This window comes from Bordetella flabilis (genome assembly GCF_001676725.1).
Lineage (GTDB): Bacteria > Pseudomonadota > Gammaproteobacteria > Burkholderiales > Burkholderiaceae_B > Bordetella_C > Bordetella_C flabilis.
The window spans coordinates 1,521,435-1,540,736 of sequence record NZ_CP016172.1 but is presented as its reverse complement, the minus strand read 5'-3'; the positions used below and the strand labels follow the sequence as shown (position 1 = coordinate 1,540,736).

The 19,302-nt window shown below is 66.8% G+C and carries 19 protein-coding genes; 12 read left to right on the top strand and 7 right to left on the bottom strand.

Features of this window, described 5'->3' with window-relative positions; all coding sequences use genetic code 11:
- The first annotated feature begins 155 nt into the window (after positions 1-155).
- The 3 genes from BAU07_RS06745 (at position 156) to BAU07_RS06735 (ending at position 4,803) form a co-directional block, all read left to right on the top strand.
- Complete coding sequence (locus BAU07_RS06745; RefSeq protein ID WP_066655220.1) at positions 156-1,205, top strand: NADP(H)-dependent aldo-keto reductase; 1,050 nt, start codon at positions 156-158, stop codon at positions 1,203-1,205.
- Positions 1,206-1,456: 251 nt separating this feature from the next.
- Complete coding sequence (locus tag BAU07_RS06740) at positions 1,457-2,950, top strand: aldehyde dehydrogenase family protein (RefSeq protein ID WP_066655219.1); 1,494 nt, start codon at positions 1,457-1,459, stop codon at positions 2,948-2,950.
- Between the two features lie 17 nt (positions 2,951-2,967).
- Complete coding sequence (locus tag BAU07_RS06735) at positions 2,968-4,803, top strand: thiamine pyrophosphate-binding protein (protein ID WP_066655218.1); 1,836 nt, start codon at positions 2,968-2,970, stop codon at positions 4,801-4,803.
- 95 nt (positions 4,804-4,898) lie between these two features.
- Here BAU07_RS06735 and BAU07_RS06730 read toward each other — a convergent pair whose 3' ends face one another.
- Positions 4,899-6,206: a citrate/2-methylcitrate synthase gene (locus BAU07_RS06730; RefSeq protein WP_084025447.1), complete on the bottom strand. Its 1,308-nt coding sequence runs from the start codon at positions 6,204-6,206 to the stop codon at positions 4,899-4,901.
- Between the two features lie 150 nt (positions 6,207-6,356).
- Between BAU07_RS06730 and BAU07_RS06725 the strand changes: the two genes are divergently transcribed.
- The 5 genes from BAU07_RS06725 (at position 6,357) to dapA (ending at position 11,070) form a co-directional block, all read left to right on the top strand.
- Positions 6,357-7,349 (top strand): Bug family tripartite tricarboxylate transporter substrate binding protein, encoded by a 993-nt coding sequence (locus BAU07_RS06725; RefSeq protein WP_066655217.1) that lies wholly within the window; start codon positions 6,357-6,359, stop codon positions 7,347-7,349.
- Between the two features lie 8 nt (positions 7,350-7,357).
- Entirely contained in the window at positions 7,358-7,966 is a 609-nt protein-coding gene (locus BAU07_RS06720; protein WP_066655215.1) for a carboxymuconolactone decarboxylase family protein, read from the top strand.
- Positions 7,963-8,964 carry an ornithine cyclodeaminase family protein gene (locus tag BAU07_RS06715; protein ID WP_066655214.1) on the top strand — a complete coding sequence of 334 codons (1,002 nt, stop codon included), beginning with the start codon at positions 7,963-7,965 and terminating at the stop codon, positions 8,962-8,964. Before BAU07_RS06720 ends, BAU07_RS06715 begins: the two co-directional genes overlap by 4 nt.
- Before the next feature lie 67 nt (positions 8,965-9,031).
- Complete coding sequence (locus BAU07_RS06710) at positions 9,032-10,147, top strand: cupin domain-containing protein (protein WP_066655213.1); 1,116 nt, start codon at positions 9,032-9,034, stop codon at positions 10,145-10,147.
- A gap of 17 nt (positions 10,148-10,164) precedes the next feature.
- Positions 10,165-11,070: a 4-hydroxy-tetrahydrodipicolinate synthase gene (gene dapA / locus BAU07_RS06705; RefSeq protein ID WP_084025445.1), complete on the top strand. Its 906-nt coding sequence runs from the start codon at positions 10,165-10,167 to the stop codon at positions 11,068-11,070.
- A gap of 67 nt (positions 11,071-11,137) precedes the next feature.
- On the opposite strand, the gene BAU07_RS06700 is transcribed toward dapA, so the two are convergent.
- Both BAU07_RS06700 and BAU07_RS06695 read right to left on the bottom strand, forming a co-directional pair.
- Positions 11,138-12,364, bottom strand: coding sequence for a multidrug effflux MFS transporter (locus BAU07_RS06700; RefSeq protein ID WP_066655211.1), 1,227 nt, complete (start codon positions 12,362-12,364; stop codon positions 11,138-11,140).
- Positions 12,365-12,525: 161 nt separating this feature from the next.
- On the bottom strand, positions 12,526-13,107 hold the full coding sequence (locus BAU07_RS06695; protein WP_066655209.1) for a YceI family protein: 582 nt from the start codon (positions 13,105-13,107) through the stop codon (positions 12,526-12,528).
- Positions 13,108-13,492: 385 nt separating this feature from the next.
- On the opposite strand from BAU07_RS06695, the gene BAU07_RS06690 reads away from it, so the two are divergent.
- Genes BAU07_RS06690 through BAU07_RS06680 form a run of 3 tightly spaced genes read left to right on the top strand, consistent with a single transcriptional unit; the run spans position 13,493 to position 15,743 of the window.
- Entirely contained in the window at positions 13,493-14,257 is a 765-nt protein-coding gene (locus tag BAU07_RS06690) for an amino acid ABC transporter substrate-binding protein (RefSeq protein ID WP_232338321.1), read from the top strand.
- 29 nt (positions 14,258-14,286) lie between these two features.
- A complete protein-coding gene (locus tag BAU07_RS06685) occupies positions 14,287-14,967 on the top strand; it encodes an amino acid ABC transporter permease (protein WP_066655206.1) in 681 nt (226 codons plus the stop codon).
- Positions 14,964-15,743, top strand: coding sequence for an amino acid ABC transporter ATP-binding protein (locus BAU07_RS06680; protein WP_066655201.1), 780 nt, complete (start codon positions 14,964-14,966; stop codon positions 15,741-15,743). The genes BAU07_RS06685 and BAU07_RS06680 overlap by 4 nt, the downstream gene beginning before the upstream one ends.
- Here BAU07_RS06680 and BAU07_RS06675 read toward each other — a convergent pair.
- Entirely contained in the window at positions 15,697-16,674 is a 978-nt protein-coding gene (locus BAU07_RS06675; RefSeq protein WP_066655199.1) for an AraC family transcriptional regulator, read from the bottom strand. The two genes, BAU07_RS06680 and BAU07_RS06675, sit on opposite strands and share 47 nt — an antisense overlap.
- Before the next feature lie 138 nt (positions 16,675-16,812).
- On the opposite strand from BAU07_RS06675, the gene BAU07_RS06670 reads away from it, so the two are divergent.
- Positions 16,813-17,352, top strand: a complete 540-nt coding sequence (locus BAU07_RS06670; protein ID WP_066655195.1) for a carboxymuconolactone decarboxylase family protein — start codon at positions 16,813-16,815, stop codon at positions 17,350-17,352.
- Positions 17,353-17,424: 72 nt separating this feature from the next.
- On the opposite strand, the gene BAU07_RS06665 is transcribed toward BAU07_RS06670, so the two are convergent.
- From BAU07_RS06665 to BAU07_RS06655, 3 genes are all read right to left on the bottom strand, one after another.
- A complete protein-coding gene (locus BAU07_RS06665) occupies positions 17,425-17,718 on the bottom strand; it encodes a pentapeptide MXKDX repeat protein (RefSeq protein ID WP_066655194.1) in 294 nt (97 codons plus the stop codon).
- A gap of 61 nt (positions 17,719-17,779) precedes the next feature.
- On the bottom strand, positions 17,780-18,568 hold the full coding sequence (locus tag BAU07_RS06660) for a molybdopterin-dependent oxidoreductase (protein WP_066664963.1): 789 nt from the start codon (positions 18,566-18,568) through the stop codon (positions 17,780-17,782).
- Positions 18,569-18,578: 10 nt separating this feature from the next.
- Positions 18,579-19,202, bottom strand: coding sequence for a cytochrome b/b6 domain-containing protein (locus BAU07_RS06655; protein WP_066655193.1), 624 nt, complete (start codon positions 19,200-19,202; stop codon positions 18,579-18,581).
- Positions 19,203-19,302 lie beyond the last annotated feature (100 nt).

Here is a 19,302-nt window from a genome sequence, read left to right as displayed (position 1 = left end):
GGCGCCGTGGGAGGCGCAAAGTTCCACAGGTCCGCTGTCGATGGCCTGAAATCCCCGCGCCGGCATATGGCATCCTTTTTGGCCGGCCCAGGCCGGGAGTAACATCGCCACACCCGGGGCTTGCCCCGCCGTCCGTCCATTCCCGGAGCGATTCGTTGAAATACCGCAAACTTGGCCATACCGACATCGACGTCAGCCTGATCGGCCTGGGCACCATGACCTGGGGCGAGCAGAATTCCGAGGCGCAGGCCCACGAACAACTCGACTACGCGCTGGCGCACGGCGTCAACCTGGTCGATACGGCGGAAATGTATCCCGTGCCGCCCAAGGCCGAAACCTATGGCCGTACCGAAACCTTCATCGGCACCTGGCTGGCCAAGACCAAGCGCCGCCAGGACATCGTGCTTGCCAGCAAGATCGCCGGCCCGGTGCGCGACCCCAAGCGCCCCGGCCACATCCGCGAAGGCAAGACCTTCCATGACCGCAAGAACCTGACCGCGGCGCTGGACGCCAGCCTGAAGCGCCTGCAAACGGACTATCTGGACCTGTACCAGTTGCATTGGCCGGACCGCACCACGATGACGTTCGGCCAGGCCGTCTATCCCTGGGTGAAGGATGACCACACCGTACCGATCGCCGAGACGCTGTCGGTACTGCAGGACTTCGTGCGCCAGGGCAAGATTCGCCACGTGGGCGTGTCGAACGAAACGCCCTGGGGCGTGGCGCGGTTTCTCAAGCATGCGGAGGTCGACCACCTGCCGCGCATCGTGTCCATCCAGAACCCCTACAACCTGCTCAATCGGACCTTCGAGATGGGCTTGTCGGAATTCAGCCACCACGACGGCGTCGGCCTGTTGGCCTATTCGCCGCTGGGCATGGGCATGCTGACCGGGAAGTACGAAAACGGCGCGCGCCCCGCCGGCGCCCGTCTCTCGCTGTTCACGCGTTTCACCCGCTACAGCAACCCGCAGGCGGAAGCCGCCACGCAGGAGTATGTCGCATTGGCGCGGCAGCACGGCCTGACGCCCACGCAGCTTGCGCTGGCATGGGTCAACCAGCGCCCCTTCGTCACCAGCAACCTGATCGGCGCGACCAACCTTGCGCAGCTCAAGGAGAACATCGAAAGCGTCGACGTCACGCTGCCGGACTCCGTGCTCGCCGCCATCGACGCCATCCACGCGCGCCAGCCGAATCCCGCGCCGTGACATGCTGCGCTGCCCGGTCTGCATCGGGCAGCGCATGAGCGCGTACACAGCGTTACCCTCGCCAGCCCTTCCATTCAAGCCCGCCTCCAGACGGTGGCACGCCCGCGCTTCGCCCACACATATTGATTTCAAATCAAGATTGACCAATATCGACAGCCAGCACTAGTCTAGGTGCTCCCGCGTGCGCTGGCCCTCGGGCCCGCCGCGCGCGCTCCCGCCCCTCCCTTGCACCCCATGTGCGACGAGTACCGATGACGATCCTGGATCAAGGCCCCGACCTGTCGGCCCGCGTGGCAGGCGTCCTGCCGCGCCAGCGCGGCCTGTACTACGGCGGGGCGTGGCATGCGCCACGTTCGGGCGCACACGCCCGCAGCCGCAGCCCCGCCACCCAGGAAGACCTGGGTTCCTACGCCTTGGCCGGCGCCGAGGACGTCGACGCGGCCGTCGCGGCGGCGGCCGCGGCCTGGCCCGCCTGGCGCGATACGCCGGCCCTGGCCCGAGCGGACCTGCTGCGCCGCATGGCGGCCATCGTGCGGGAGCACGCCGGCGAACTGGCATTGATCGACGCCGCCGACTGCGGCAATCCGGTACGCCAGATGGTCGACGACGCAGTGTTCGCGGCCACGCAACTGGAGTACTTCGCGGGCCTGGCTTTGGAATTGAAGGGCGAGACCATCCCCACCGCGAATGGCTCGCTCGACTACACACTGCGCGAACCGCTGGGCGTGGTCGCGCGCATCATTCCTTTCAACCACCCCTTCATGTTCGCCGCGGGCAAGGTCGCCGCGCCGCTGGCCGCCGGCAATACCGTGATCCTGAAGCCGCCCGAACAGGCGCCGCTGTCGACACTGCGCCTGTTCGAACGGATAGAAGGACTTTTTCCGCGGGGTGTCCTGAACTGCCTGACCGGCGACCGCTCCACGGGCGCGGCGCTGGTTGCCCACCCCGACGTGGCGGCGGTCGCGCTGATCGGCAGCGTGAATGCCGGCCGGGCCGTCATGCGCGGCGCGGCCGACGGCCTGAAGAAGGTATTGCTGGAGCTCGGCGGCAAGAACGCCATGCTGGTCTATCCGGATGCCGATCTGGAAAAAGCCGCGCTGGGCGCGGTGCGCGGCATGAATTTCACGTGGTGCGGCCAATCCTGCGGGTCCACCAGCCGGCTGTTCCTGCACGAGTCCGTGCACGACGAGGTGCTGGCCCGCATCGTCGACCTGACCGGTTCGCTGCATCGCCCCGGCCTGCCGACCGATACGCGCACGACCATGGGCGCACTGGTGTCGCGCGAGCAACTGGACAAGACGCTGGACTTCATCGCGTCGGCGCAACAGGAAGGTGCGGTCCTCGCCCATGGCGGCCATCGTTGCGACACGGATGCATTGCGCCATGGCTACTTCGTCGAACCGACGATCCTGGCGAACGTCACGCCGGACATGCGGGTGGCGCGCGAAGAGGTGTTCGGCCCGGTGCTGGCCGTGCTGAAGTGGTCGGACGAGGACGCGCTGTTCCGGGCGGTCAACGGCGTGGACTATGGCCTGACGGCGTCGATATGGACATCCAGCCTGCGTACCGCCCACCTCGCGGCGGCGCGCGTCCAGGCGGGTTACGTCTGGATCAATGGTTCGTCGGCGCACTTCACCGGCGCGCCTTTCGGCGGCTACAAGCGCTCCGGAATCGGCCGCGAGGAATGCAAGGACGAATTGCTGGAATTCACGCAGATCAAGAACGTCAACGTCACGCTCGACTGACAGGCAGGCCAACCGACATGAATACGCACGACGACCGCGCCGGGCGGCGCTGGGGCAGCGACTATCTGGCCGAACTGCTGCGCCATATCGGCCTGGAATACGTGGCCCTGAACCCCGGCGCCAGCTTCCGGGGGCTGCACGACAGCCTGGTCAACCACCTGGGCGATGAGGCGCCACGGATGCTGACCGTACTGCACGAGGAGCATGCGGTGGCCATCGCGCACGGCTATGCCAAGGTGGCGGGCCGGCCCATGGGCGCCATCCTGCATGCCAATGTGGGGCTGATGCACGGTTCCATGGCCATCTTCGACGCCTATTGCGACCGGGTGCCCGTGCTGGTTTTCGGCGCCACGGGACCTGTCGATACCGCGCGGCGCCGCCCCTGGATCGACTGGCTGCATACGTCCAAGGACCAGGGCGCGCTGGTGCGATCCTTTGTCAAGTGGGACGCGGAGCCGGCATCGCTGGAAGGCGCGCGCGATGCGGTCATGCGCGCTGCGCAGATTGCCACGACGCTGCCGCAGGGACCCGTCTACGTGTGCTTCGACAGCGCGCTGCAGGAAGCGCCTTGCACCGGGGCGCCGCCCCTGCTGCCGCTGCGGCGGCACCAGGCCCCGCCGCGGCCCGGCCCGGGCGAGCGCGCGGCGCGGGATATCGCGCGACGCCTGCGCGACGCGCGCCGTCCCGTCATCCTGGCCGGCCGCGTGTCCCGCGACGAGGAAGATTGGCAGCGCCGCGTCGCCCTGGCCGAACACTGCGGAGCCACCGTGCTGACAGATTTCAAGGTGGGCGCGGCCTTTCCGACCTGGCATCCCTTGCACGGCGCGGCGCCCGCGTACTTCATGTCCGAGGAAGGCCTGGCCATTCTGCGCAACGCCGATGTGGTCGTCAGCCTGGATTGGGTCGACCTGGCCGGCACGCTGCGCAGCGCCTGGGGAGCGCGCGAGGCGCCGGCGCACGTCGTCCAGGTATCGCTGGACCAGACCTTGCACAACGGTTTCGGCGGAGAGCACCAGGGCCTGGTCGGCGCCGATACCTACCTGATGTGCGACCCCGACGAGTTCGTCACACAGACCCTGGCCGCCCTGGCGGCGCTGGGCGCGCCGCGCATGCCGGCGCAATCGCCCCCGCCCGCACATGCCGGCGCCGAGGACGCCGGTCAGCCCCGTCCCGGGCCCGCCGACCGCGGGCAAGCGGCCGCGCCGGCGCTGCAGGACAGGAATGAGGAGGACGACGCCGACGGCATACCGTTGTCCCGCTTCGCCGCGATCATAAGCCAGCGCCTGCAAGCCGCCGCGCCCGCTTGCCTGATACGGACCAACCTGGGCTGGCCGGGGGACGCGCACCCTTTCTCGCACCCGCTGGATTACCTGGGCTATGACGGCGGCGCCGGCGTCGGCTCCGGCCCCGGCATGTCCGTGGGCGCGGCGCTGGCACTGAAAGGCGGCCCGCGGCTGCCCGTGGCGGTGCTGGGCGACGGCGACTTCCTGATGGGCGCCACGGCGCTATGGACAGCCGTACGCTACGGCATTCCGCTACTGGTGATCGTGGCGAACAACCGCTCGTTCTTCAACGACGAAGTGCACCAGGAAAAGGTCGCATTGACTCGCGGCCGACCGGTCGAAAACAAATGGGTAGGGCAACGCATCGAGACGCCGGACATCGACATCGCGGCGCTGGCACGGGCGCAGGGCGCGCTGGCCTGGGGCTCCGTCGCTGCCGCGCCGCGGTTCGCCGCCGTGCTTGATGAGGCCATCGCGGCGGTGCGCCAGGGCCAGGTCGCCGTCGTCGACGTCCGGGTCGCCCGCGAGTACAGCAAGGCCATGGCGCGGGCCCTGGCGCGCGGCGAATAACACACGGGCCGTCCGGATCGGGGCCAGCGCGTATCGCCGATGTGGGCGCACCTCGACGCCCGTCAGCCCAGCCCGCGATCCCACGCCGCCGCGACTCAGGCCGGCCCGATATAGCGCGCCCGCGGCCTGACCAGGAAGCCCGCCAGCCGCTGTTCGAAGGCATGGGCGACCCAACCGGCGGTGCGCCCCACCGACATCAGGGCGCCCGACGCGCCCGGGGGCGCCCCCAGCACCGCGGCCAGCACCGCCAGTCCCAGGGGCAGGTTGGGCTTGAGGCCCAGTTCGGCGCAGGCCAGGTCCACGCATTTGATGGTGGTCCTTCCCCGGGCGCCGGCCGGGCGTATCTCACGCGCCAGTTCAAGCAGCAGCGTGGCGCGCGGATCGCCCTCCGGATAGAGCGGATGGCCGTATCCGGGTACCGGGCTCTTGCGGGCAAGCAGGCCCTTCACGATGTCCAGGTAGGCTTCCGGCGTGCGTGCCTGCGCCAGCGCCGCTTCGGCTTGCTCGCATCCGAGTCCGGTCAGCATGCCTTCGAAAGCGCCCAGGGCCGTGGTGACGCAGGAAAACACGTCCGCGCCAGCCGAGGCCGCGATGCGCGCCGCGAAGGTGGCCGGCGCCAGCTCATTGTCGGCGCTCAGGATCAATGCCGCGTCCAGCGCCCGCAGATGCGCCGGCGTGGGCGCGATCCCCATGTTGTCGGCCAGGATGGCGGCAATGGACTGCGGCGTCTCGTTCAGGCCGTACCGGGGCGACGCCGCCAGCAGGCCGGTCGCGGCGGCCATGGCCTGGGTCATCTGGCGGGCGGCCAGCACGGGCGCGCCCAGCGTCAGCTCCGGGTTGCGTCCCAGGCTGGCGGCGAAGGTTTCGACCGCCACCGACAGCAGGCGGCGGGCATGATTGCGGCCCGCCATCTGAGCGATGCCGTCGGCCAGCGCCTGGAAGCCCGCGCCGGGCCGAGCTGGCGGCCATACCACGCCGGCGTCGGGCAGGATGCCGTTCCACAGCAGCTCCGTGCAGTCTTCGAAGGAGCGGTGGCTGCGCACGAGGTCGGCCGCCGGCTTGCCCCGATAGCGCGGCCCGTCCGGCCCGATGGCGGTGATCGCGGTCTGCATGACGGCATTGCCGCCCCAGCGGATCATCCGTTCGCCGCCTGCTCCCGCGGTAGAACGTCCCCGCCCGCGCGCGGCCAGCGCATCCAGGTCCTCCACGTAATACAGATTGCCTTTGCCGCCGACCGCCGGCACCACCCTTACCCAGCCCCGGCTGACGTAGGCGTACAGCGTCTGCATCTTGATGCCCAGGCGCTCGACGGCGGTCCGGGCGTCCACCAGCGTCCCCGCCGGACGCTCGGACACGCTGTCCGGCGCGGCAGTTTCAGGGGCCTTCCTGCGGCGGTTTTCCATGCGGCGAATCTCCTCCGGGCCTCGGGCCGCCGCTCCGGCGGCGACGCCTGACGGCCTTCGCCTTGATTGTAAATCAATCTATACATAGGTTGATTTCAACCCTACGATGACATCGCGTTCCATAAAACCAAAAAAGCCTTGGAGACACACATGTCCACCGTTCGCGTCCACCCGACCACATTGCTCCGGCGCTGGGCCGCCGGCCTAGGCCTGTCGATCGCGCTGGCCGGCGCGAGCCAGGCCGCGTACCCCGAACACCCCGTCACGCTGGTATCGGCCTTTCCCCCTGGCGGCAGTACCGATGTCATCGGCCGCATGCTTGCGCCCAAGCTGGGCGAGCTCTTCCAGCAGACCTTCATCGTGGAAAACCGCGCCGGCGCTTCCGGCAATATCGCCAGCGAATATGTGGTGCGCTCCGCGCCCACGGGCGAGGTGATCCTGATCGGCAACAACACCATGACGGTGAACGCCGCACTGGGCGTCAAGCAGAACTTCGACCTGCAGAAAGACCTGACGCCCATCGCCGCCATTGCGGAGACGCCCGTCGCCCTGGCGGTCAACACCAAGCTGCCGGTCAATACCGTGCAGGAACTCATCGCCTACGGCAAGGCGCACCCAGGCACGCTCAGCTTTTCCTCCTGCGGCACCGGCACCGCGCAGCACTTCGCCGGCGTGGAGTTCGCGCATCGCGCCGGGATCGACATGGTCCATGTGCCCTACAAGGGATGCGCGCCGGCGCTCAGCGACGGCCTGGGCGGCCAGGTCCCCGTCATGTTCAACGCCATATCCAACCTCAGCCCGCAACTCAAGAGCGGCAAGATCCGCCTCCTGGCCGTGGCGACGAAAAACCGCGTGCCCTTCCACCCTGAAGTACCGGCCCTGGCCGAACTGCCGGGCTTCCAGGACTACGACTTCGCGGTATGGCTTGGCTTTTTCGTCAGCGCCAAGACGCCGCAGCCCATCGTCGACAAACTGCGCAAGGAGTTCCTGGCGCTGGCGCGCAGCAAGGAAACGCAGGATGCATTGAGCGCCCGGCTGTTCGTGCCGCTGGCCATGGATGGCCCGCAACTGCAGCAGCAGATCGCCACCGAGCTGGTCAAGTGGAAGAAGCTGGCGGACGAATATCGCATCACCGTGGATTGACGACCCCCATGAGCGCCTCGATCCCTCGCCTGCAACTTGATGACATGCCATCGGACCTGGCCGAATACCTGGGCCCGCGGGTGCGCCGGCTAGGCTACCTGGGCGAACTGTTCCAGGTGGCCGGCCACGCGCCGGACGTACTGCTTGCCTTCATGCGCTTTACCGATGCGCTCAAGCAGGCCTTGCCGGATAACCTGGCCGAGGTCGCGGTCCTGACCACCGCGACGCTGATGGAGAACGCGTACGAGCGCAACCAGCATGAACGCCTGTGCGTGCGGCTGGGCCTGGACCACGACTGGATACGCGAGGTCGAGCGGCTGGCCCCCGATGACGCGCCGCGCTTGTCCCAGGCGGAACAGGCGATCCAACGCTACGTCATCGCCGCCCTGGACAGCCGTGGCTTGCAGGCCCAGGCGCAATTCGACGACCTGGCTGCGCGATTGCCTGCGGCGCAGGCCGTCGCCGTCGCCCTGCTGGTCGGCCGCTACGTCACGCACGCCCTGGTCGTGAACACCTTCCGGCTTACTCCGCCCGTTCCCTCCATATGGGACGACGGCTTCGGAACCCCGCAGGCCGCGCCGGGCGGCGCGCGGGGTTCGCAACGACAGGAACCATGATGACTGCAGACCCCATCTGGATCACCGAGGCGCAGGTCACCGCCCTCCTCACGCTGGCGCAGGCCATCCCGGCGCTGGAACAGGGCCTGCACTGGCAGGCACAGGGCCAGGCCGAAAGCATGCCGAAGACCATGCTGCAGTTCGGCGGCGGCAACCTGCACGCGCTGGGCGCCCGCCTGGGCGACTACGTCGGCACCAAGACCTGGGCGCATACGGAGGGCGGAACGTGTCCCCTGCTCTTGCTCTGGAATGCCGCCGACGGCCAGTTGGCGGCCGTCATCGAGGCCTTCGCGCTGGGCAATCTGCGCACGGGCGGCACCACGGGCGTGGCCACGGACTGGCTGGCGCGGCCGGATGCGCAGGTCCTGGCGATGGCGGGTACCGGCAAGCAGGCCCTGTCGCAGGTGGCGGCGGTACTTGCGGTGCGCGACATACGCGAAGTGCGGGTATACAGCCCGACCGCCGCCTCGCGCGAGGCCTTCGCCCAACGCATCTCGCAGGAGTTCGCCGGCCGCAAGCTGCAGGTCCGGCCCTGCGCCAGCATGGCCGCCGCCTGCCAGGGCGCGGACGTCGTCACCCTGGCGACGCGCGCGCGCGAGCCTTTCCTGGACGCGGGCATGCTGGCCCACGGCTGCCATGTGAACGCCATCGGCGCCATCGCGCCGGACCGCGAGGAGTTCCGCCAGGACGTGTTCGACCGCGTGGACGTCGTCGCGGTCGACGACCTGTCCAGCGTACGCAACCTGTCGCGCGAATTCCGCACCCGCTACGGCGAGTCGTGGCACGCCGTGCAGACCCTGTCGCAACGTATCGAGGCGCGGGCGCGCCGGCCGGCGTCGGCCGACGTAACGCTGTTCAAGGCCATGGGCATGGGCGTGTCCGACCTGGCGCTGGGCGTCGAGCTGCTGGCCCGCGCCCGCAGCCAGGGCGTCGGACGCGCCATGCCGGCGCCCGTCAAGAGCAAGCCACGGTTTTTCGACGCGCCGGTCGTCGCATGACGACACGCGCGACGGCCGATCACCGCCGAGATATGACACTTCAGGAACGACACCGGAGACTGACATCATGAGCGAATTTCACCGCGACTTTGCCCGCGTCAATGGCAACTTCGTCGACTGTGGCGGCTTGCCGCCCGGGTCCACCAACACGCAATGGGCGCCCATCGTCGTGACGAAGGAAGAAATCGACGCCGAAGTCGAACGACTGGCATCGTCTCCCCTGCCCTCGTCGGGCCGGCGCGAGTCCCTGATCGTGCACCCTTCGGCACGCGACTTCGCGCCGGGCATGGCCCCCGGCATCCAGGTGCGCCTGTCCGTGCTCAAACCGGGCGAGCGCACCGAGCCGTTCCGCCACAACGCCACCGAGGTCAACTTCTGCATACGCGGGCAAGGCGTCTGCGAAGTCGGCGGCCAGCGCATCGCCTTCCGCCAGTACGACGTCTGGAACCATCCCAGCTACGCGCACTACAGCCACCACAACGACGGCAAGGACCTGCAAGTACGGCTGACCTACTCCAACGTCCCCCTGCTGCAGTTCATGGACGTCTATGTGACGGACACGGCCGCGCCGGGCGAGACCAGGCCTGCCGCCACGCGCGAGGCGCAGGACGATCCGCGCCGCCGCAATCCTTTCGGCATGTTCCCGATTACCGACGACGGCGGACTCCTGATGCCGTACGAGACGCTGATCAATCCCACCGCGGTGGAATCGCGCGCCCTGCACTTCGCCTGGGACAAGGTGAAGCCGCAGCTGGACAAGCTGGAAGCGCTGGGCAAGGAATACATCGGCCGCCGCCTGTACATGTACTACAACCCGGCGACCGGCCGCTTCAATGGCATTACCCCGAACTTCTTCGCCACCATGACGATCCGGCCGCCGAAGATCATCGACCGCCCGCACCGGCATGTGTCGGCGGCGATCAACTATTACTTTTCAGGCAGTGGCTACAGCAGCGTGGCGGGCAACCGCTATGAATGGAAGGCCGGCGACCTGATGCTTTCGGCGCCGGGCTGGGCCGTTCATAACCATGCCTCCTATGACGACTACGTCTACGAACTGACCGTACAGGACCAGCCGCTGAACATCTACATGGAGTCGCTGCTCTGGCAGGAGGACCTGCACCATCCCGCGGCCGTGCTGGGCAAGCAGGAAGGCTTCATCACCAACCGCAAGGCGGCCTGAGTCCCCGGGAGCAAACCATGATCGAGATTCAGGACGATGTGCTGCGCGGGTCCATCCCGCCCATCGTCACGCCCTTCAAGAACGGACAGGTCGACTACGACCGCCTGGCCGACCTGATCGACTTCCAGGCCCGCAACGGCACGCACGGCGTGCTGATCAATGGGACCACCTCCGAACCGTCGACGCTGACCATCGAGGAACGCAACCGCGCGGTCAGTGTCGCGGTCCAGGCGGCGCGCGGCCGCCTGCAGGTGGTCGCCGCATCCGGATCGCAATCGCACGCGGAAACGGTGGCCTTGACCGAACATGCGGCGCGCGCGGGCGCCGATGCGCTGCTGGTGGTCACGCCCTACTACATCCGTCCGCCGCAACGGGGCGTCGCCGCCTACTTCATCGATATCGGCCGCCGCGTCGACATCCCGCTGATGATGTATCACATCCCGGGGCGCACGGCCTTCCGCACGGACATGGCGACACTCGAGGAGATCGCCGGGGCCCTGCCCCACTTCGTCGGCATCAAGCATGCCGTGGACGACCACTCCTTCGTCACCGAGATGCTGCACCGGTTCGGTCCGGCCTTCCGGGTCTTCGTGGGACTGGAGGAGTTCACCTTTCCCATGATGTGCCTGGGCGCGGGGGGCACCATGAACGCCGTCGCCAACGTCGTACCGCGCGACGTCGCCCAGCTTTGCAACCTGGTGCGCGCCGGCCAGCTGGAAGCCGCCCGCGCGCTGCACTTCAAGCTGTTCGAGTTGATGAAGATGGTCTTCTGGGATACGAATCCCATACCGCTGAAGTACCTGATGAAGCGGCTCGGCCTGCTCGAACGCAACGAGCACCGCCTGCCCATGGTGCCCGCCGCGCCGGAACTGGAACGCCGCGTGGACGCACTGGTCGAGCGCCTGGGCTTGACGGCGCAGTAGGCGAGGTAGTGGAAGCAGGCGGAGCAGGCGCAATGGCCACGGTAGCCGCAGCCGGACCCGCCCGCCGCTACAAGGCGGGCGGGCCACCCGCGAAACGCCGCATGGCCAGGAACACCGCCAGCGCCAGCGCGCAGAAGACCGCCATGCTGCCCGTGACGGCCAGCACGCCGCTGGCGGGGAACAGGCGGCTGACCAGCGCGCTGGCAAAGGCGCCGATGCCCATCATCAAGGCGTTCATCATGGCGGCGGCCGCGCCGGCCATCTCGCGCAGCGGCTGCAAGGCCCCTTGCTGGGTGCTCGGCGTGATAAGCCCATAACAGAACGCATTAACGATGAAGAACGGCGCCAGGTTCCACGCCGTGACGGCATGCGCCAGCGTAAGCACCAGCATGACCAGCGCCGAGCACAAGGCGATGCTCAAGCCCACCTGGATCAGCCGGTCGCCGGAGACATACCCCGCCATCCTGCCGCTCAGGTAGGATGCCAGCATGATGCCGCAGGCGCCCAGGCCGAACAGCAGGCCGAACGACCGCGGGGACATCCCCAGCACCTCCATGAGCACCAGCGAAGAGCCCGTCACGTAGGCGAAATGGCTGCCGAAGCCCAGCGCGCAGATCATCATGTAGGCCAGGCACGCCGGCTTGCGCAACAAGGCCAGGTAGGCGCGTGCCACCGGCGCGGGCGGCGGCCGCTGCCCCACGGGATGCCGCAGGCGCGGCGCGGATTCTTCCAGGCCCAGCCACACCACGGCCAGCATCACCATGCCGGCCACGGTCATCATGGCGTAGATCCAGCGCCAGTTGCCGATGTCCAGCAGGAAGGCGCCCACCGACGGCGCCACCATGGGCGCGATGACGCGTATGACGGCGATGTGCGACAGCAGTTGACGCACGCGCGCGCCCTCGAAATGGTCCCGCACCAGGCTCATGGCCAGCACCGACCCCGCTCCCGCGCCGGCGCCTTGGACCAGGCGCCAAAGCAGGAAGGTGGAGATGGAGCCGGAGAACGTGCATCCGGCGCCGCCGAGCGTATAAAGGGCGCAGCCGAACAGCAATAACGGCCGGCGTCCCCAGCGGTCCGAGAGCGGACCGTACACCAGCGGCGCGATGGCGAAGCCGACGAAAAAAATGCTAAGGCTCATCGCCACGCGGGCCGGGCCGGTACCCAGGTCGCGGGCCACGGCCCCAAAAGCCGGCAAACCGACGTCGATGGACAACGAGGCGAACGCCGCCAGCGCGCCGCAAAAAAGGATGAAGGCGAACGAGTGTGGCGAAATGCGTAGACGCGGGGTCATCGAAGGCGGAAACGGCGAGTCAGCGAACGGCGTCCGTTACGCCGTGCGGTCCCACGGCGGGAAAACAAAAAGCCCCATCTGGGCGATGGAGCTTCCTGATAACGGACTGGGCCGCAGTATAAGCGCAGGACCCGCGCCCTACCTCGGGCGACACCTCCGCGCTACTGGCGCACGCCTTCCGCCTGAATGTGCAGGACGGTCTTCATATCGAATCCGTATTCCTTGCCGGCCGCAACCCCGAAATCGCTGCGATCGAAGGTGGCCGTGGCTTCCGTCCCGCACACCTCCTTCTTCAGCATGGGATTCTGATAGCACTTGAAGGAAAGCAGCCGCAGGGTTAGCGGACGGGATACGCCATGCAGCGTGAAGGTGCCGTCGACTTCCACCGGCTTGCCCTCTTTGAACCGCACCTGGTTGCCCTTGTAGGTCGCCGTGGGATATCGCGCGATGTCGAAAAACTTCTCCGACCGGAGGTTCTCGTCGAGCTTGGCGTGACCGGTGTTCACCGAGGCGAGGTCGATCGTCACGTCCACCGTCCCGCTGCCGGCCTGCGCGTCCAGCACCACCGTACCCTGCGTCTTGTTGAACTTGCCGCGCCAGATGGACGCGCCGCCGAAATGGTCCGCCTCGAAGCTGGGAAAGGTGTGATCGGGATCCAGTTCGTACTTCACCGGATCGGCCACGGCGGCCACCGGCAGCAGGACCGCGCCCAATACGACGCGGGATAGATTCAGACAGCGCATGAAAGAAACCTCCAGAGCAAAGGCAGTTGACGGGGGATAAGGGAACCGGGAAGCATGGGGGCCGCGCATTGCAAGGACGCAGGCCGGGCCACCAGCTGACCGCGAGCTTACAGTGATCGCCATTGATTCGACATTGTCCGAATGCCGCCATCCGAAGAGGAGTCGTGCCGGCGATCGCTTTCGGGCGGCAAGCTGGCCGGCTCTCGACTCGGACATCGAGGGATCGCCGCCTCGCGCTTTGTTTATTACCGCTTGGAATATTGTTACGCCGCCATATGCTTTGTGGAAAAATAGGCGCCCTGATACAGTGCACGTCGGATGAGTCCTACCCGTCCCCCTTTTGATACCGTATGTGGAGCACGAGATGAAACGGATAACCTCGATCATGCTGGGCGCGCTGCTGCTGTGTGCCGGCCTCTCGGCCGCTCATGCCCAGTCCGACCTGGCGCAGATCAAATCGGCCGGCGTCATGCGGATAGGCACCGAAGGTACCTATGCCCCGTTCAGCTATCACGACGCGTCCGGCCTGACCGGCTTCGATGTCGACATCGGCCGCGAGATCGCCAAGCGGCTGGGCGTCAAGCCCAACTTCGTTGAAGGCAAGTGGGACGGCCTGATCGCCGGACTGGACGCGGGCCGCTATGACGCCGTGATCAACCAGGTCGGCATCACCGACGCGCGCAAGGCCAAATACGATTTCTCCGAGCCCTATATCGCATCGCAAGCGGTATTGATCGTCCGCAACGACAACACCGCAATCAAGTCGTTCGCCGACTTGAAAGGCAAGCGATCCGCCAACACGCTGACGAGCAATTTCGGCAAGCTGGCGCAGCAGCATGGCGCCCAGGTGGTGGGCGTGCAGGGTTTCAACGAAGCCATCGACCTGCTGCTGTCGGGACGCGTCGATGCGACGATCAACGACAACCTGTCCTTCCTCGATTTCAAGAAGCACAAGCCGGACGCCAAGGTGCGGATCGCCGCCAGCGACAAGAGCGCCGAATTCAGCGAGTCGGGGGTGCTGCTTCGCAAGGGCAATCCTGACCTGGTCGCCGCGATCAACAAGGCGCTGACCGACATGAAGGCGGACGGCACGTACAAGAAAATCTCGGAGAAGTACTTCGGTACGGATATCTCCGCGTCCCCGCGCTGACCCTGCCCTGGCACCAAGGAAGCGACGCCGTGCCGGCCTGGCTGCAGCTGATGCTCGACTCATTCTGGCCCCTGCTTCGTGCGGGGCTGGTCTTCACCGTCCCGCTGACGCTTATCTCCTTCGCCGCCGGCCTGCTGCTGGCCTTCGTGGTCGCGCTGGTACGGCTGTTCGGCCCCCGGCCCGCCGTGGCCGTCGTCCGCTTCTACGTATGGCTGATCCGCGGCACACCGCTGCTGGTGCAGCTGTTCGTCATTTTCTACGGGCTGCCTAGTATCGGCATCGTGCTCGACCCGCTGCCGGCCGCGCTCATCGGCTTCACGCTGAACGTCGGCGCCTATAACTCCGAGGTCATCCGGGGCGCCATCGAATCGATCCCCAAGGGGCAGTGGGAAGCGGCGTATTCGCTCAGCATGACGCGCTGGCAGGCGATACGGCGCACCATCCTGCCCCAGGCGGCGCGCGTATCGGTGCCGCCCTTGTCGAACTCCTTCATTGCCCTGGTCAAGGACACCTCGCTCGCCGCCGTGCTGACGGTGCCCGAGATTTTCCAGGCCGCCCAACGCATCGCCGCCGTGACTTACGAGCCGCTCATCCTGTACACCGAAGCGGCGCTGATCTATCTGGTCTTCAGCACGGTGCTTTCGTCGGCCCAGGTGCGGCTGGAAAAGCGTTTTGGCAAGCACGCCCTCTTCGCCGGGAAGCAGCAATGATCCGGCTGGCTGGCATCCATAAACATTTCGGCGCGCTGCACGTCCTCAAGGGCGTGGACCTTGCCGTGCCTGAAGGCAGCGTCACGGCGCTGATCGGACCTTCCGGCAGCGGCAAGAGCACGCTGCTGCGTTGCGTGAATCTGCTGGAGATCCCGGAATCCGGCGAGCTGGAATTGGGCGACGCGCGCGTCTCGTTCAAGGCCGGCGCGCGCACGTCCACCGCGGCCATCCAGAGCGTGCGCCGGCAGACCGGCATGGTGTTCCAGAATTTCCAGCTTTTCCCCCACCGCAACGTCCTCGAGAACGTGATGGAAGGCCTGGTCACGGTCCAGCGATGGCCGCAGGCACGCGCGGCCGAGCGCGCGCGCGAGCTGCTTGCCAAGGTAGGCATGCTCGAAAAAGCCGACGCCTGGCCCATCACGCTGTCGGGCGGGCAGCAGCAACGCGTCGCCATCGCACGCGCCCTGGCGCCCTCGCCGCGGGTCATGCTGTGCGACGAGCCGACTTCCGCTCTCGACCCCGGCCTGGCGGCCGAAGTGGTGGACGTACTGAGCCAGCTCGCGCGCGAAGGCATGACCATGCTGATGGCCACGCACGATCTGCGGCTGGCGGCCAGCATCGCCCACCATGTAGTGTTCCTCGAGAACGGCGAGGTCGTCGAAGCCGGCGCCGCCCAGGACATCTTTACGCGCCCGCGCCAGCCCCGGACCGCCGAGTTCGTTGCCACCCTTACGCAAGGGCTGCCGCAAGGCTGGGGACAGCCGGCGGAGGGCTGACCCCGCGCCGCCACTGGCCGGGCGTCATTCCCATCCGCCCGGCGAAGGCGCGCCTGAACGCCGCCACGGACTGGTAGCCGACGAATGCGGCGACGGCTTCCGTGCTGATGGCCGGGTTCTTCAAGGCCTCCGCCGCGCGGCTCATGCGGATATCGGTCAGCAGATCGTAGGCGGAGCGGCCCAGCTTGTCCTGGAAGCGCCGCATGAAGGTCGCGCGCGACATGCTGCACAGACCGGCCAACTCCGGCAAGGTCCACGGCTTCGCGGGGTCGGCGAACATGGCGGACAAAGCGGGCGCCAGCCTGGGTTGCCCGGCCAGGGCCAACAGGCCCATCGGCGGGGCCGCTTCGCTGGCTGCCCGCAATACCAGCGTGAACAGCGCACACGATAAGGCGTTCAACATCGCGTAGCCGCCCACCGTGTCCGCATGCGCCTCCGCCTGCATGAGCCCGACCAGCGCCGACAGGTGCGCCGGTGGCAGGCTCGCGCCCGCCTGTCCAGGCATGGCCGCCGGCACCACCAGGCTGGCGGGCAGGTAATCGCGGACCAGGCGATCGTTAGGCGGCGCGACGAAGATCCTTCCGCACAGCATATCCAGGCGCGCGCCCTTGCCGGCGTTCTCGCTCACGGTCAGGCAGGCCCCTGCCCTGTCGCGCGCGGGCGACGGCCGGCGGCCGCTGCCGTCGTGCAGGAGATGCGGCGACCCGTGCGGCAACAGCAGGATATCGCCGGCGCCCAGCTGGCGAGTGCTGCCGTCCCGCGGATCCTCCAGGACGGCAGTGCCGGAGAGGACAACGTGGTAGGGAATGTCTCCCGCCCTGGATGGCCCTTGCGCGATGCGCCACGGCGCGCCATAGGCACAGCGGATTTCCAGCTGACCGGTCACGGTCATCATGTCCAGCAGTTGGCTGAGCCAGTCACGCTGCAGCATGGCCTTTCCCGTCAAATGAAACTATTGAGCATCTTAATGAGGAGATAAAGGCTCGGCAAGCTCAATCCGTGACTTTACAGTGGAGGCTCATTACCTGATCCAAAACCTGGATCCAACCCTCAACCGAAGGAATCCATCATGAGCCGCATCGCCATCCCCGCAGTCGAAACCGCCACCGGCGCCACCGCCGACCTCTACGCCAGAATCAAGAAAAGCGCGGGCGGCAAGCTGCCGAACCTGTACGCCACGCTGGGCTACCTGGCGCCGCAATCGCTGTCTGCCGTGCTGGACGCCGAAGCGGTGCTGGGCGCGGCAAGCCTCACCCGGCATGACCTGGAGACCATCAAGCTTTTGATGAGCGAATTGAGCGGTTGCGACTATTGTGTCGCAGCCCACAGCATGATCGGCAAGCTCGCTGGCCTCTCTCCCGACGTGCTGCGCAGCATCCGCGCCGGTGAACCGACCGGAGACGCCAAGCGCGATGCGCTCGTGCGCTTTGTGCGCGTGCTGCAGCAAAGCCGCGGCACCATCGCGCAAAACGAGGTGGACACCATTCGCGCCGCGGGCTACACCGATGCGCAATTGGCCGATATCGCGCTGACCATCGCCTTGATCACTTTCACCAACACCTTCAATCGGATCAACGACACCGAACTCGATTTCCCGCCGGTGCAGTAATCCGGAGAAATGAAACGGAAAAAGGAAAAGGCGGCCGGTGCCGCCTTCTCCCGTTCCCGTACTCGCTGGAAATTACTTCTTCATCGCATCCTTGCCCATGGCATCGCCCTTGCCCATGGCGTCTCCCTTGCCCATGGCGTCTCCCTTGCCCATCGCGTCGCCCTTGCCCATGGCATCGCCCTTGCCCATGGCGTCTCCCTTGCCCATCGCGTCACCCTTGCCCATGGCATCGCCCTTGCCCATGGAATCGTGCTTCATGGCGTCGCCCTTGCCCATGGAATCGTGCTTCATGGCGTCGGCGGCGTAGGCCGTACCGGCGCCCAGCGCCAGGCAGACCGACAGAACAGCAGCGGAATACTTCTTCATGGTGTAACTCCCTCGTGGATCATCGTGGTTGTGAATGCGCAGCAAGTCCGCGCGGTGAAAATCAACTTCCGCCAAACCAGTTGTAGCCCTGGTCTTCCCAATATCCGCCCGGGAAGGTGTTGGTCACGAAAATGGCCTGGATATGCTTGGGGTTCTTGTAGCCAAGCTTGGTCGGAATCCTCAGCTTCATCGGGAAGCCGTATTCGCGCGGCAATGTCTTCCCGTCATAGGTCAGGGCCAGCAGCGTCTGCGGATGCAGCGCCGTGGGCATATCGATACTGGTGTAGTAGTCGTCGGCGCACTTGAAGCCGACGTATTTGGCCGAGGTGTCGGCGCCCACGCGCCGCAGGAAGTCGGCAAACCGCACGCCGCCCCAGCGGCCAATGGCGCTCCAGCCCTCGACGCAGATATGCCGCGTGATCTGGTCGGTCTGCGCCATCGCGCGCAACTCCTCCAGCCGCCATGCCTTCCTGTCCGCGACCTGGCCCGTGACTTCAAGGCGATAGTCCGCCTCGTGCACGGTGGGAGCCTGGTCGATGTCGTAGAAGGCATTGAAGGGAAAGGGCCGGGTGATCATCGATTCCGGGTAGGTCGGCGCCATCGAGGTGGGCTCGAATATGGCTCCCTGCACGCGGTCGTTCCAGCGCGATATGGCCGTCAATGCCTTGCCCACGCTTTCGTTGTCGTCCAGCGAACAACCGGACAGCATCGCCAGGCCGCCCAGCGTAAGCCCACGGGTCAGGAAGGCGCGTCGGGTCGGCTCGGCGACCCTCGATGCCAGGATCTTCCGCGCCTCTTTCAATACCCCTTCACCGTCGACCGACGTGTCGATGCCGCGCTTGAATACCATGGCCATCCCCTTAGCGGCCGGTGACCATGGTGCGCAGCGTGCGGGGCACCAGCGCCACCATCACGACATGCACGACGATGAACGCCACCAGCAGCGACATCGCGACGAAATGGATACGGCGTCCGAACTCATAGCCTCCGAGCAGCGCGCTGAGCACGCCGAATTGCACCGGCTTCCAGATGGCCAGCCCGGACACCACGAGGGCTGCGAGATCCAGGATCACGAAGAGGTAGGCGGCGCGCTGGACCTGGTTGTAGTGGCGCGGATCCGCATGCGACAGCTTGCCGCGCACCGCCTCGATGCCGTCGCGCAGCACGCCTCGCGGCGACAGCGGGAAAAAGCGGCGCGCCATCCTGCCGCTGGCCAGATTGGCCCCCAGGTACAACAGGCCATTGACAGCCAGCAGCCACATCCCGGCGAAATGCCATTGCAGCGCGCCCCCCAGCCATCCACCCAGGGTGTACGCGTCCGGAAAGCGGAACGCGAACAAGGGGGAGGCGTTATAGACGCGCCAGCCGCTCATGACCATGATGATGACGGCCAGCACGTTAAGCCAGTGCGTGGCGCGCAGCCAGCCCGGCTGGATCACCGGCCTGGCCGGTGATGGGCTGGACAGCTTGGCGATTGTCGACATTGCCCCTCCAGGAAAAGTTCATTCGCTGGGCGGCATTGTGGACGGACCTCGTTCGCCAAGTCCTCACGTGAAGTTAAAAGAAACGTGATACTTGGACGGA

Coding starts and splice junctions, on each gene's coding strand:
- BAU07_RS06740 (WP_066655219.1), top strand. CDS start 1,457: ATGACGATCCTGGATCAAGGCCCCGACCTGTCGGCCCGCGTGGCAGGC.
- BAU07_RS06735 (WP_066655218.1), top strand. CDS start 2,968: ATGAATACGCACGACGACCGCGCCGGGCGGCGCTGGGGCAGCGACTAT.
- BAU07_RS06730 (WP_084025447.1), bottom strand. CDS start 6,206: ATGGAAAACCGCCGCAGGAAGGCCCCTGAAACTGCCGCGCCGGACAGC.
- BAU07_RS06725 (WP_066655217.1), top strand. CDS start 6,357: ATGTCCACCGTTCGCGTCCACCCGACCACATTGCTCCGGCGCTGGGCC.
- BAU07_RS06720 (WP_066655215.1), top strand. CDS start 7,358: ATGAGCGCCTCGATCCCTCGCCTGCAACTTGATGACATGCCATCGGAC.
- BAU07_RS06715 (WP_066655214.1), top strand. CDS start 7,963: ATGATGACTGCAGACCCCATCTGGATCACCGAGGCGCAGGTCACCGCC.
- BAU07_RS06710 (WP_066655213.1), top strand. CDS start 9,032: ATGAGCGAATTTCACCGCGACTTTGCCCGCGTCAATGGCAACTTCGTC.
- dapA (WP_084025445.1), top strand. CDS start 10,165: ATGATCGAGATTCAGGACGATGTGCTGCGCGGGTCCATCCCGCCCATC.
- BAU07_RS06700 (WP_066655211.1), bottom strand. CDS start 12,364: ATGACCCCGCGTCTACGCATTTCGCCACACTCGTTCGCCTTCATCCTT.
- BAU07_RS06695 (WP_066655209.1), bottom strand. CDS start 13,107: ATGCGCTGTCTGAATCTATCCCGCGTCGTATTGGGCGCGGTCCTGCTG.
- BAU07_RS06690 (WP_232338321.1), top strand. CDS start 13,493: ATGCTGGGCGCGCTGCTGCTGTGTGCCGGCCTCTCGGCCGCTCATGCC.
- BAU07_RS06680 (WP_066655201.1), top strand. CDS start 14,964: ATGATCCGGCTGGCTGGCATCCATAAACATTTCGGCGCGCTGCACGTC.
- BAU07_RS06675 (WP_066655199.1), bottom strand. CDS start 16,674: ATGCTGCAGCGTGACTGGCTCAGCCAACTGCTGGACATGATGACCGTG.
- BAU07_RS06670 (WP_066655195.1), top strand. CDS start 16,813: ATGAGCCGCATCGCCATCCCCGCAGTCGAAACCGCCACCGGCGCCACC.
- BAU07_RS06665 (WP_066655194.1), bottom strand. CDS start 17,718: ATGAAGAAGTATTCCGCTGCTGTTCTGTCGGTCTGCCTGGCGCTGGGC.
- BAU07_RS06660 (WP_066664963.1), bottom strand. CDS start 18,568: ATGGTATTCAAGCGCGGCATCGACACGTCGGTCGACGGTGAAGGGGTA.
- BAU07_RS06655 (WP_066655193.1), bottom strand. CDS start 19,202: ATGTCGACAATCGCCAAGCTGTCCAGCCCATCACCGGCCAGGCCGGTG.